The organism is Methanocaldococcus sp. FS406-22 (assembly GCF_000025525.1).
Classification (GTDB): Archaea; AGJL01; Methanococci; order Methanococcales; family Methanocaldococcaceae; genus Methanocaldococcus.
On sequence record NC_013888.1, the window covers coordinates 1 to 12197 of the forward strand.

General features: G+C 31.6%; 13 protein-coding genes, 1 pseudogene and 1 CRISPR repeat array. Of the genes and pseudogenes, 11 read left to right on the forward strand and 3 right to left on the reverse strand.

All coding sequences use genetic code 11. From position 1 onward, the window contains the following. Nucleotides 1–438 precede the first annotated feature (438 nt). The 3 genes from MFS40622_RS09230 to MFS40622_RS09240 all read right to left on the reverse strand — a co-directional run bounded on the left by MFS40622_RS09230 (nucleotide 439) and on the right by MFS40622_RS09240 (nucleotide 4047). Nucleotides 439–858, reverse strand: coding sequence for a hypothetical protein (locus MFS40622_RS09230; protein ID WP_012981405.1), 420 nt, complete (start codon nucleotides 856–858; stop codon nucleotides 439–441). A gap of 430 nt (nucleotides 859–1288) precedes the next feature. Beyond that, nucleotides 1289–1866: a CRISPR direct-repeat array (repeat unit 31 nt; unit sequence GTTTCCATCCTCCAAGAGGTCTGATTTTAAC). Nucleotides 1867–2428: 562 nt separating this feature from the next. Further along, nucleotides 2429–2734, reverse strand: coding sequence for a hypothetical protein (locus MFS40622_RS09235; RefSeq protein ID WP_012981406.1), 306 nt, complete (start codon nucleotides 2732–2734; stop codon nucleotides 2429–2431). A gap of 38 nt (nucleotides 2735–2772) precedes the next feature. Next, nucleotides 2773–4047: an integrase gene (locus MFS40622_RS09240; RefSeq protein ID WP_012981407.1), complete on the reverse strand. Its 1275-nt coding sequence runs from the start codon at nucleotides 4045–4047 to the stop codon at nucleotides 2773–2775. A gap of 1340 nt (nucleotides 4048–5387) precedes the next feature. Here MFS40622_RS09240 and MFS40622_RS09245 point away from each other — a divergent pair. The 11 genes and pseudogenes from MFS40622_RS09245 to MFS40622_RS09750 form a co-directional block, all read left to right on the forward strand. Beyond that, nucleotides 5388–5573, forward strand: a complete 186-nt coding sequence (locus tag MFS40622_RS09245) for a helix-turn-helix domain-containing protein (RefSeq protein WP_012981408.1) — start codon at nucleotides 5388–5390, stop codon at nucleotides 5571–5573. 124 nt (nucleotides 5574–5697) lie between these two features. After that, a complete protein-coding gene (locus MFS40622_RS09250; protein WP_012981409.1) occupies nucleotides 5698–8022 on the forward strand; it encodes a minichromosome maintenance protein MCM in 2325 nt (774 codons plus the stop codon). A gap of 51 nt (nucleotides 8023–8073) precedes the next feature. Beyond that, nucleotides 8074–8406 (forward strand): hypothetical protein, encoded by a 333-nt coding sequence (locus MFS40622_RS09255; RefSeq protein ID WP_012981410.1) that lies wholly within the window; start codon nucleotides 8074–8076, stop codon nucleotides 8404–8406. Between the two features lie 28 nt (nucleotides 8407–8434). Then, the gene (locus MFS40622_RS09260) at nucleotides 8435–8653 is read left to right on the forward strand and encodes a hypothetical protein (RefSeq protein ID WP_012981411.1); all 219 of its coding nucleotides are present in this window, start codon (nucleotides 8435–8437) and stop codon (nucleotides 8651–8653) included. A gap of 18 nt (nucleotides 8654–8671) precedes the next feature. After that, on the forward strand, nucleotides 8672–9103 hold the full coding sequence (locus MFS40622_RS09265; RefSeq protein ID WP_012981412.1) for a C2H2-type zinc finger protein: 432 nt from the start codon (nucleotides 8672–8674) through the stop codon (nucleotides 9101–9103). Between the two features lie 39 nt (nucleotides 9104–9142). Beyond that, the gene (locus MFS40622_RS09270) at nucleotides 9143–9586 is read left to right on the forward strand and encodes a nucleotidyltransferase domain-containing protein (RefSeq protein ID WP_012981413.1); all 444 of its coding nucleotides are present in this window, start codon (nucleotides 9143–9145) and stop codon (nucleotides 9584–9586) included. Then, complete coding sequence (locus MFS40622_RS09430; protein ID WP_012981414.1) at nucleotides 9562–9735, forward strand: HEPN domain-containing protein; 174 nt, start codon at nucleotides 9562–9564, stop codon at nucleotides 9733–9735. Before MFS40622_RS09270 ends, MFS40622_RS09430 begins: the two co-directional genes overlap by 25 nt. A 12-nt stretch (nucleotides 9736–9747) precedes the next feature. Further along, nucleotides 9748–10380 carry an IS607 family transposase gene (locus MFS40622_RS09280; RefSeq protein WP_012981415.1) on the forward strand — a complete coding sequence of 211 codons (633 nt, stop codon included), beginning with the start codon at nucleotides 9748–9750 and terminating at the stop codon, nucleotides 10378–10380. Beyond that, the gene (locus MFS40622_RS09285; RefSeq protein ID WP_012981416.1) at nucleotides 10361–11671 is read left to right on the forward strand and encodes a zinc ribbon domain-containing protein; all 1311 of its coding nucleotides are present in this window, start codon (nucleotides 10361–10363) and stop codon (nucleotides 11669–11671) included. The genes MFS40622_RS09280 and MFS40622_RS09285 overlap by 20 nt, the downstream gene beginning before the upstream one ends. A gap of 32 nt (nucleotides 11672–11703) precedes the next feature. Beyond that, on the forward strand, nucleotides 11704–12006 hold the full coding sequence (locus tag MFS40622_RS09290; protein ID WP_083771431.1) for a HEPN domain-containing protein: 303 nt from the start codon (nucleotides 11704–11706) through the stop codon (nucleotides 12004–12006). 3 nt (nucleotides 12007–12009) lie between these two features. After that, nucleotides 12010–12161, forward strand: a pseudogene (locus MFS40622_RS09750) (ATP-binding protein); the annotation flags it as partial. Nucleotides 12162–12197 lie beyond the last annotated feature (36 nt).

A 12197-nucleotide genomic window follows, 5' to 3' on the forward strand; every position in this document is an offset into this window, starting at 1 on the left:
AGGATAAGTTAGAAATTTTCGAAGTGCATGCCACTGTTTTATAGAGGGTATATTGCCGATTTTATAAAAAATAGGCAGTCATTTTGTATAATAACTAATTAAGGGAACATGTTAAAGAAAGATAAAATGGAAATGAAAAATTATATCCAATAGTTGAAATGTTATCCAAAGTAAAAGAGCATATTTGTAGAAAAATATACTCTGAACAAAAATATACTTGCATACTTGTATATTCTGCTACCTTTCCAGTGAAGATAACAAAAGTTATATTCTATAGTTGCCATAACTATGAGTAGAAAAATAGAGGTTGGTAGTTATGGAGTTATCTAACAATGATGTGTTTTTTATTGCCATGGGGATTTATTTGTTCCTATTGTTTGCTATTGCATTTATGACTTATAGATGGGCTAAGAGTGTAAAACTATCTAAAACATAATTTTAACCATTTTTTATTAGCTTATTTCCTAAAATCCAAAATGTAATTATTCCTAATGTTGCTATACAACATAATCCAATGGCAATGGCTTTTTTATACACAAATAAGTTGTATGTGCTTAGCAATAACCCGTAATAGCTATGTTCAATTAGTATGTTAAATATTTTTCTAACAACATAGTTGTAGAATTCTATTCTATCCTCTATGCTTAGTTGTTTGTAAATGTCAAAGCCATAGCCTAATATAAATTGGAAAGCAAATAATAAGCCAATTCCTATAATTACCATGAATATAATGCTTATGTTAGTTGGATACTGCAAGGGCTGGAACATTATACCAATAGCTATAACTAAGTAAGTCATAAGAGTTAATTTTATTATGGAAATTGTGTTATCTATAAAATAGGTTATTTTATCATTCATAGCAACACCATTAGGGGCTTTACCTTTCTATTTTTCTATATTTCTAAAGGCATGATTAAATTGTTTTAAAAGTATATAAACTATTAAGATATCTCCAAAGTTCAGTATGTGTGTTTAAGCAATTTTTGCTATTATTATGTGTGGTGGTGTTGGTCTTTAGCCTCAAAGGCAAACTTTGGTTAAAAAATTCCGGACACTAAAAATGTAAGTTATTTAACATACATATTTGGTGTTTTTATCATGCCACTGCTTGATTAAGTGCAAGATTTTTTAGAAGTTTAAAGTTGATTAACCCACCCCTCCTTCGAACCTATTTTAAACAAATGCAATTCGTTATAAAAAACCAGTATGAGGGTAATAAGCAGTGTTAAAATAGGAACTGCTTAAATTTCATTAATGAAACAAAATGTATTACAAAAAAAGAAAACCAATTCCCACCCTCCAAGAGGTCTTATTTTAACTTTATAGTTCCAGCATTACAAAAATGTTATCTAAAAGGTTTCCATCCTCCAAGAGGTCTGATTTTAACAACAAATATTTATATACAGCTACAGCTTTGTTTAGGGTAAGTTTCCATCCTCCAAGAGGTCTGATTTTAACACGATTATAGTGAAGAGTTAGAGAGCTTTTTAATTGAAGTTTCCATCCTCCAAGAGGTCTGATTTTAACTGATAAGGAAATTAAAGAAGTTACAGACGATGTAGTTAGGTTTCCATCCTCCAAGAGGTCTGATTTTAACACGCAGTAAATATATACCTTAGTAGATTAAAAGAATAGTTTCCATCCTCCAAGAGGTCTGATTTTAACGCAGTTTTACGATGTATTTAATCAAAAGGAATTCTAGTTTCCATCCTCTAAGAGGTCTGATTTTAACCCAACCAATAGAAAAAATAATAAATGCTGATAAGAGGTTTCCATCCTCTAAGAGGTCTGATTTTAACCATTTTAGAAAGTTATTTGTTAATATCATGTGTTATGTTTCCATCCTCTAAGAGGTCTGATTTTAACAGGGCAATCATCGACAATATAGTTTTAATTACCATTCTTATATTTAAGCTTTTTGGAACCATATTTTTCTAAGTATAGATGACATCTTTTATTTATAAATCCAACGCTATATAAGCTTTTTTCTTATATACAAAATAGAGGATTTTTATATTTCTAAATTTGAAGATTTAACTTATTGGTTGGAGAAATTTTATTTAGCTTATTATTTAACCTTAACTTTTAAAAATCTAAATGATTTAATAAACCTAAATATTCCGAATAATCAAACTACCATATCCTTAGAAATTAAATAAAAATCCTCTAAATTAGCAAATATCAAATAGTTATTACCTTTATTAAATTCAAAGTTCATTCGGCGAGACAGCCACAACACTACAATAAACAACTAAATCAAACAAATAAAAATATCAAAAAACCCATATAAATATTTTTGTTCTTTTTAAATTATTCTTTCTAAATCATATTGTTTAAGTGCAGGTTGAATTTTTTTGAACACTATATCCAAAACATGTAGGCAGTGGCATAGCTATTAATCCAGATGCCACTGCCAATATACAACAATCTATAATTTTTTACCATATTTTTCTTTTAAAAACTCATTAAATCTCTCCTTATCCTCTAAAACAAATAATAGTAAATCTACAACTAATTTACTAACTGTTATTTTTTCATACTTTGAGCAAATATATAAAAAATCATGCAAATTTTCAGGAAAGGAAATCCCAGCCCTTTTTACCCCTCCATTCATGCCATTGTTAATATTGGCTAAAAAATCATCATAGTGAGCTTTAACAACGTTATGAATGCTTTGATAATTCTCTTTTTCTCTATAATCTTCTTTTTTGTCTTTTTTGAACAAATTCAGCATTAATTACCACCTTTTAATTATTTTATAAACAGTGGCATTTAATTCAAGTCAGTTAGCACTTCTTTGACAGTTTCCAAAGCAGTTTCATAATCCAATCCACACTCTACTAATGCCATTGCTATATCCTCTGGCTTTAAAACATCCAATTGATACTTTTTTATCAAATCCCATCGACCTTCTCTTTTTAAATGTTGTTTTCCCTTTGATTTATTCTCATGCCCCAAATATTTGTCAACATAAGCCCCAGCTTTTTTAAAGGATAAGTAAATCTTCTTTTTCAATGGCATATTTTTGCCAGCATAAACATTAGTGTATATCTCCTTCAACTTCTCTAAAAACAATTCTGAAGCTCTCAATTTTCTCAATCCATGAATATTAACCCCTTTTTCAACATAATAGTTTAATCCGCAGTTTTTTAAACATCTTCTAAAAAATGCATTAACACTATCTTTATCCAAGCCTACAATTTCAACATCATCTAAAATGTTGTTTTTTATTTGATGCTCTTTGATTGATTTGAGCAATTCATACTCTTTTTCAGTATGAGCAGGGATTACTCTATGTAATCCATGTTTTGAGTTTTTGACAATTAAATAAGCATTATATATTGATTTCCCAACCATAAAACGCTTTAATGAGTCTGGAATAGCTCTTTCATCTAAAACAACATCTCCATATTTTAGTTTTGCAATTTCATTCACTCTCAAAGCAAAATGTCTTGCTAAAACAATGCCAATCTTTGCTTTGCTCTTTGATTTTTGGAAATACTCACTATTGATAACCCTTTTATAATCTTCAGGTTCTATCCTTATGGTTCTTGCTTCTTGTTGTAGTGCATGCTGAGGAACATAAATCCCCTTTGCAAATTTAAAATTCCATTTTAGCCCATAAGTTTTAGCACAGGCTAAATTCAATGCTTTAATCATTGAAACATACTTTTTTAATGTTGTTGCTCTAACTCCCTCTTTTGCTTTGCATTCGAGGAAAAGTTGAGTCATTTCAGGAGTTATATCGCAAGCTCTTTTAACTTTAAATTCATTTTGTATCCATCTTCCAAAGTTATTTGCAAATTTTATTAAGGAGTCTAAGTATCCCTCCTTATGCCTATTCCCACGCCAAAAATCCCCCCTTGAGGCTACAAACCAAATTTTTGATTTTTCTTTGAGCCATTCTTCGAAGGTAATGTCTCCCCTCTCATAAGCTTTGTCTAATTCCTGCCATTGCTGTTTAAATTGTCTTCTTTGCCCTCTATGCCTATAGGATTGCATGACTGCATACTTTAGCTGGTGATGTAAAGGCCTATTCCTACCCATTAAATCCCACCAAATTTTACCACAATTGGTTAATATAAATATTTTGTATTCGCTAAATAAACAATTATAACAATGTGTATTTGTAAAATGTGCTTACACACTTTGTATTAACCTTAGTTTCTCCCAAATTGTGTTGTTTTTTGTGGTGTGCATGGTTTGTTTGTTTATATTTATCCATTTGGAATAACCAATAATCGAGGCAGTCCTAACCCGTCGTGGGTAATTGCCATTACCCACGACGGCTACCGCCCTCAGGAATAAACAATGCCCCCAATATATCGATTAATTCACATATTGAAACATCCTGCTCTCCACGGATGTGGAGAGCCGAAAGGTTCCTGGAGGGTCGCCCTTTATGGCATGGGCAGTCCCCCTCCCAGCCCCTCACTCTGCCACACCCCCAACGGAGTGTGGGTCATCGGTCATCGGAGCTAATTTATTGGAATAAACTAATATTTTGATATATAGTTGTTTCAATATATACTATAACGACATTTTCATACATTTGTGTATTTAAAATAGTTCTCCTCCTTGTCCCTCCTTAACTTCTATTGCACCCCACGTGATTAATTTAAAAGAAACATTATAGTTTCTGTAATAGAGAGTATATATAACTATCGCATCCACAAAAAACAAAACTGCCAATTTTTTGGGAAAATCAAGGAATCATTAGCCCCATTTTCGGGAAAAATACCAATTAAATCTCAATTTAGAGGTATTAGGGAGAGTATGAGGAAAAGAACTGTTCAGTATATGTGAAATAACATAATTATGGTATATAGTATATTCGGGACAATGAGGAGTTTTGGAGATTTGAGGAATGTCAAGGAGTTATTACCCCTATTTTTCGGAGAATAACGAGGATTTTTGAGATTTTAACAATGGTTGTGTTTATTGTATGCACAACCATCGAAATTGGAAAAAATCATAAAATCATAGGGGTTGAAAAACTCAATTTCTTATCTGGATGGAATATGCCTTATCTGTTGAGTATTGATAGATATATACGGATAAAAGTCTTATCCGACAGATAAGATTAGATTAAAACAGATAAGGTTCTTATCTGTTAGATAAAAACAATTCCAAACAGATAAGAACGGATAAGAATAGATAGAGACAGATAAGAACGGATAAGAATAGATAAAACAGGATAAGGTTATTACTAAACAGATAAAGGAATATAAGTTGAGATATATATTTTGGATATCTGGCTATAGTAGTATGACTTAATTATCTCTAGCTACCTTTCTGAGCTAAAGTTCGGAGCTTTGTAATAGATATAGCAAAGTATATATATCCAATGTTACAATATAACAATAAACCATTAAGTTGTGATTGTTATGAAGTATTATTCTGCCAGAGAAGCTGCAAAAATCTTGGGTGTAGCTCATACTACTGTAATTCGATGGATTGAAAAGGGAGAATTGAAAGCTAACATTAGAAAAACGTTATATAGAGTATATTATCAGATTCCAGAGGATGAAGTGTTGAGATTAAAAAAAAGGCTGGAAGCCCAGCACGATTAACATTTGGGAGTATTGTACGATTACGTTAGGACACAAGAGTGTTCTAATAGAGATTCACAGTGGTTTATTAAAAATTTTGCACGATTACGTATAGGATATCTACCAAAGTTTTAAGGTGATGTGCATGTCCCCAAATGAGTATATTATTGATAAAATATATAATATTTTCGAACGTGAGAGGAAAAAGCATCCTACCTATAAAGAAAGCAAATATGATAAAGAATCAGAATATAAGGAATTAATAAAGTTTTTAGTAGAAAAAGAGGAGGTAAATGAAGCTGAATTGATGCTAAAGGCAAAGGAAATAGGGCTTGGAAGGTTGTATTACAACACATTCATTGCAATATTAAAAAAATATCTTAATTTTATTGATATTGGAGAAGAGGATGGTTATAAGGTTATTAAAATCACAAATGAATTAAGAAATGTTTTAAATGATGATAATGAAAGTGATGAATCTAATTTTAAAATAGATATGGAATTTATCATAATGCAATATGAAGACTTGTTAAGAAAATATTTAAAGAATTATATTACTGTTGTTGGTCCCGAGAAGTTGGAAAGGAAGATTAGGCTTTCTGCAAGGGATTTATCTGCAGAGTTTGGGGATATGATTGATTATGCCATTGAGAGTGTTGATAATTATTATCAGGTAGTTGATTATTTGACAAAATTATTTAATGAGGTATATTATGAGATAACTTATGAAATGGGAGATTTTAAGGTTGTTTTGTGTGATTTTCCAGCATTGGAAATTGATGTTAATAAGATTAATGCTGAATATGTTAATAAGGTAGTAGAATTTGAAGCAAACATAATTTACGCGTCTCATGTTTCTGTTTTTGTGAAAAAGAGTGTTTTCCAATGTCCAAGATGTGGAAAAATAGTTAATGTGTATCTCAGGGACTTTTTTGCAAAAAATAGTGATAAGTTGGTATGTAATGAGTGTAATGTAAAATTACAGCACATTAAAGACGAAGAATACACAAACTTTCAGGAATTGATTGTTCAGGGGCTACCTAACGAGAAGGGGTATATAAGGGAGCAGAGAGTGTTGTATGAAGACTCTGACGGGGTTTTTAGTGGATATGTGAAGATTACAGGTATCGTCAGGACAGTTCCAAGGAGTTCAAAATCCAAAGTTTATGATTTGGTTGTTCAGGCAGTGGATGTTGAGGAGATTGATAACATTGCTCCAAGATTGACAAAGAAGGACATTGAAGATATTAAAAAGATTGCTAAGAGGAAGGATGTCATTGATTTATTATCAGATAGATTAATCCCAGAGATTAAGGGGCATTCACTTGTAAAAAAAGCTGTTTTCTTACAACAAATTAGGGGGGTGAAAAAACCAGGAAAAAGGGATAAAATCAACATTCTCTTAATTACAGACCCTGGGATTGGGAAGACGGTTATTTTAAGAAAGATTGCGGAGATTCCAGGTAATAATTATGTGAGTATGCCAACTTCAACGATTAACAGTGTTTTTGCAATTGCAGAGAAGAAAAAGAGCCTATCTGGAGAAAGTTGGACTGTGAAAGTTGGGCCTGTTCCAAAGTCAATTGGAACTGTATGTATTGATGAATTCTACATTCCCAAAGGAGATACTACATTTTATGAGGCTATGGAGGGGGATGTAATCCATTTTTGTAAAGGAGGGATTGATGCAAGGTTGCAATCAGTTTGTAGCTTTCTTTGTGCGAGAAACCCAAGATGGGGAAGATTTAATCCGGATGTTTCTGTAGCTGAACAGATTGATATCCCAGCTCCATTGCTTAGCAGGTTTGACTTGATTTTCCCAATTAGGGATAGGGCAGATAAAGAGGCTGATAAGGAAATTGCAGAACACATTATAGATGTGCATAGGGCTTATTTAGACAAGGAAGTTAATAAAAAGATTAGATTAGATTACATTAAGATTGATGGAGTGATAATTGACTTTGAGTTCATTGTAAAATACATTTTCTACGCAAGGCAGTTAAAACCAGTTATGACTGGGGAAACTAAGAAAAAATTAGTAAATTGGTATGTAGAGATGAGGAAAAAACATAACATCACTGCAAGACAGTTAGAAGCGGCCGTAAGATTGGCTGAAGCTCATGCAAAAGCAAAATTGAAAGATGTTGTTGATGTTGAGGATGCAGAGGAGGCAATTGGAATGATAACAGAATGTTTAAAAGAGATTGCTTATGACCCAGAAACTGGAATATTCGATATTGACAAAATAATGGGAGTTCATAGTAGTGAAAGGAAAAAGTTAGATATTGTGTATAATGCCATAGAAGAGCTTTCACATGGGAGTTCGGAGGTTTTAGTTGGTTTTGATGAAATCTTAAATTTTGTTGAAGAAAAAGGAATAAATGAGAAGGAATTGGAAAGATTGTTAAACAAGTTGAAAAAGTTTGGAGATATTGATGAACCAAAACCGGGAAGGTATCGGTTGATATAATATATAATATAATATATATTATATGTTGTATCTGCTGGTGGAGGTGTTGGTATGGCAGTCTCCTATGCTAGGATATATGAGTTGTTACTTAAATATGTTAAGGATGAGAAGAAGGCTATGGAATGTTATGATGTGGTTGTTGAGGTAATAAAGGAGATTGAGAGAGAGGCTAGGGAAGGGGTTAAAGATGATTTGAGGGATGAGTTGGCTACTAAGAAGGATATTGCCCTTTTGGAGGAAAAAATGAATTCTATGGAGGAGAGGATTTTAAGGTATGTTGATAATAAATTTAATCAAATAAAAATATTGATACTAATTACCTTATTTGCTGTAATTGTTTTGAATCCTTATGCTTATGAAATTGTAAAGGCCATATTGAAATAATTTTTTCATTGAGTGTTGGTGTTATTCAATGTTAGAAAATGAATTAGCCACTAAGAATGATATTGCCCTATTGGAGGAGAGGATGAATTCTATGGATGAGAAGATTTTAAGGTATGTGGATAATAAGTTTTATGAATTGGATAAAAAGACTGATAGAATCTTTTATTTGATTATTGTGTTCATGATAGTGTATGTATTGACAAATCCTCAAGTTGTGGGAGTTATAAAATTAATTTTTATGAAATAATAGAATAAGAGGGATATAATGGATATTGACAAATACATTGAAAACTTGGAGATAAAGAAGGAGGGATTTTTCTATAAATGTCCTTATTGTGATTATACTAATGCAGACTTAAAAGTTATAAAAAAGCATATTAAAACTAAGCATTTAGATGAGATAAAGAAAGAGGTTGAGAAGATGAATAAACCAAAGCAAAAGCAGAATAAGCAGAGGAGGATGCCACAGAGGAAGCAAGTAAAGAAGGAGGATGATTATAAGGATTATTTGTTGTTATTTGCTCATAAGAAGAAGTGTAAAATCCATTTGGACAATGGCATGGTTGTTGAGGGCTTGGTTAAGGCAAAGGATAAGTATAATATTATGGTTTTAGATGCGAGGGCTGATGGCAAGGATGTTGGTAGGATGATAATTCAAAAGGGGCATATTGTTGCTCTAATTCCGTTAGAGGAATAAGTATGGGAAAATAGTAGTTATGCAAGGGGAGGGTCAAAAATGAATGAAAAAATGTTAAACAAAATCCTAAATGAATTTTTAAATAAATGTAAGGAGAAATTTGGGGATGACTTAATATCAATTATTTTATTTGGTTCTTATGCAAGAGGAACAGCTACAGAATATTCTGATATTGATTTGTTGATTATTGTTAAAAACCTACCAGAAAGGAGAATTGATAGGTATAAAATTATAAAAGATATTGATTTAGAGTTTCTTAAAAAATATTGTATAGCCTTATCTCCAATCTTGGTAAAGCCAGAAGAATTATCAATTAAATCAATAAATCCGTTAATATATGGAATTTTAACTGGTTATAGAGTAATTTATGATAAAAATAATTTTTGGAAAAATTATCTTGAAAAAATAAGACCAATTATTAAAAGAACAAATCCAATATTTGTTGATGGGGAGAAAGAATGGAAAATCGCAGAGTTAATTTAAGTAAGTTTTTTCTATCTATGGCAGAGGAGGATTTGGAAATAGCAAAAATTTTATTGGAAACAAATCACCACTCTGGTTCTGTCTTTCACTCTCAACAGTGTATTGAAAAAGCCTTCCGAAACTGTTATATATTAGATAGACAAATATAGACATTGATGGTTATGGAGCGACATTATACTCTAAAAGAAGCGGCAAAAATCTTAGGAGTTTCAATTAAAACATTACAACGTTGGGATAAGGCGGGAAAAATTAAATGTGTTAGAACGGTAGGAGGTAAAAGAAGAGTTCCAGAGAGTGAAATAAAACGAATCTTAGGAATAAAAGATGACAAACAAAGGAAAATTATCGGATATGCAAGAGTGTCATCAAACACTCAAAAAGATGATTTAGAGAGGCAAATACAATTAATAAAATCCTATGCAGAGGAAAATGGTTGGAAAATACAAATATTAAAAGACATTGGTAGTGGTTTAAACGAAAAGAGGAAGAATTATAAAAAACTTTTAAAAATGGTTATGAATCGGGAGGTTGAAAAAGTAATAATCGCTTATCCAGACAGATTAACAAGATTTGGTTTTGAAACGTTAAAAGAGTTTTTTAAATCTTATGGGACTGAAATTGTAATTATAAACAAACGACAGAAGGCACTACAAGAAGAATTAGTTGAAGATTTGATAACGATTGTTTCCCACTTTGCAGGAAAGCTTTATGGAATGCGTTCTCACAAGTATAAAAAGCTTACCAAAACAGTTAAAGAAATCTTAAGGGAGGATAATGCCAAAGAGGAAAACTAAACTCCCAACGGAAATTGTATTAACTTATAAAGTTAGACATGGTTATAACTTAGACAACCTACCGAATGAATTTATAAAAATAGCCCAAAAGGCAGTTGATATTATTTGGGAAAACATCAACTGGAAGGAAAAGAAGGTAAAACATCGATATAAGGTGGGGAGAAAATATAAATATTACACTACCATTCGATTAATTCCAGAGATTCCAAAGGATAAGACTTTTAAACGGGAGTTAAGGAGTATCCTACTAAAAAATTGGAATTTCGCATCACATTATGTCGATGGTGCTATAAAAGTAGCTTACTCTACAATAGAAAGTTGGAAGTCGAATTATTTGAATGGTAAGAGGGGGAGGAATAAGCCAATATTCAAAAGACCTTTTGTTAGGGTTAAAACAACTCTAATAAAATACGATAAAGAAAATGGGCTGATAAGAATTACAATAAAACCGAGAAAGGAATATTTAACTCTAAATATTAAAAATGAATGGTTTTTCGATAAAGTTAGAGATTTCACCATTGGAGAGGTTATTTTAAAGGACAAAGAAGCATTAATAACATTTAAAAAACCATTAAATTTATCCGATAAGAGGATTTTAATTGGAGTTGATAGTAATCTAAAATCACTCGATTTATATCATCCTGAGAAAGGTTGGATTAGGATTGATTTGTCTGAATTGCATAGGATAAAGAAGGTTTATGATGCTATAATTGATAAGTTAAAGTCAATCTATAAAAAAGCTCCGAAGAGGATTGGCAAATTATTGAAAAAATATCTTAATAGGAGAAAAAATCGAGTTAATGATTTTATTAATAAATTGACTTCACAACTGTCAAAACTCTTTCCAAATGCAATTTTCGTTTTTGAGGATTTGGATAAGTTTAACATGTATGATGATAATTCGAGTTTTAATAGGAGTTTGGATAGGAGTAGTTGGAGGGAGATTGCGAGAAGGTTGGAGTATAAGAGTATTGTTTTTTATGTTAATCCTCATTATACTTCAAAAACCTGTCCCGTATGCGGGAGTAAAATGAAGTCCCAAGAGGGACAGGTTGTTAAGTGTGATAAGTGTGGTGTTTTTGATAGACAATTTGTTGGTTGTTTTAACGTGTTTAAGAGGGGTGTTGAATTGGTTAAAGAATTTTTAGGCGGAGTTGGGGTTCCCGTGGCTGGGGTGAAGGGTGATGATTTACTCCCCAATGAACCCAGAGGGGAGTTGAACCCAATGCCACCCAATCCCAACGTGGTCTATTATGTTGATTTAAATGGAAAATATCTCAAATGCCTATAATTGTCCATAAATGACCACGTTGGGAAGACCCCATTAAATCTGTATTAATTTTATTTGGAGTTTTTATAAAAACACATTATGTTTCAACCCTGCTGGTAAGGAATTTGGATAACTTCGATGAATATTGGAAAGGAAGATTTGAAAGTTTATTACCTATAATAAGGGAGTTAGAAAGACATTGGGCTTTGCCCCGATATCCTGAACCAATGGGGGAGGATGTGTGGAATCCACTGGAGAAATATACAAAAGAGGATGCTGAAGAATGCTTAAAAAATGCAGAGGAAGTTTTAAAAGTTGTTAAAGAATTTTTAAAAGAAAAATATAATTTAGAGTAAGAGTTTAAAGAAAGTTATGAAATTGAAGACATAACAATAAACAAAAAAGTTAGAAGTTTTCACTTAAACAAAATATTTTATTCTTAAATCCACAAAAAGGGATTTTAAAATCTCAAAGTTATTTGATTTGGAATGTTATAGAGAGGTTGTTATGAAGTTGATTCAGAGACTGAACTTTAATTCCAAAGTTC

Excerpts from the sequence above, each read along its gene's own strand:
- MFS40622_RS09240 (WP_012981407.1), bottom strand. The coding sequence starts at position 4,047 with ATGGGTAGGAATAGGCCTTTACATCACCAGCTAAAGTATGCAGTCATG.
- MFS40622_RS09255 (WP_012981410.1), top strand. The coding sequence starts at position 8,074 with ATGGCAGTCTCCTATGCTAGGATATATGAGTTGTTACTTAAATATGTT.
- MFS40622_RS09230 (WP_012981405.1), bottom strand. The coding sequence starts at position 858 with ATGAATGATAAAATAACCTATTTTATAGATAACACAATTTCCATAATA.
- MFS40622_RS09265 (WP_012981412.1), top strand. The coding sequence starts at position 8,672 with ATGGATATTGACAAATACATTGAAAACTTGGAGATAAAGAAGGAGGGA.
- MFS40622_RS09260 (WP_012981411.1), top strand. The coding sequence starts at position 8,435 with ATGTTAGAAAATGAATTAGCCACTAAGAATGATATTGCCCTATTGGAG.
- MFS40622_RS09245 (WP_012981408.1), top strand. The coding sequence starts at position 5,388 with ATGAAGTATTATTCTGCCAGAGAAGCTGCAAAAATCTTGGGTGTAGCT.
- MFS40622_RS09430 (WP_012981414.1), top strand. The coding sequence starts at position 9,562 with ATGGAAAATCGCAGAGTTAATTTAAGTAAGTTTTTTCTATCTATGGCA.
- MFS40622_RS09285 (WP_012981416.1), top strand. The coding sequence starts at position 10,361 with ATGCCAAAGAGGAAAACTAAACTCCCAACGGAAATTGTATTAACTTAT.
- MFS40622_RS09270 (WP_012981413.1), top strand. The coding sequence starts at position 9,143 with ATGAATGAAAAAATGTTAAACAAAATCCTAAATGAATTTTTAAATAAA.
- MFS40622_RS09235 (WP_012981406.1), bottom strand. The coding sequence starts at position 2,734 with ATGCTGAATTTGTTCAAAAAAGACAAAAAAGAAGATTATAGAGAAAAA.
- MFS40622_RS09250 (WP_012981409.1), top strand. The coding sequence starts at position 5,698 with ATGTCCCCAAATGAGTATATTATTGATAAAATATATAATATTTTCGAA.
- MFS40622_RS09280 (WP_012981415.1), top strand. The coding sequence starts at position 9,748 with ATGGAGCGACATTATACTCTAAAAGAAGCGGCAAAAATCTTAGGAGTT.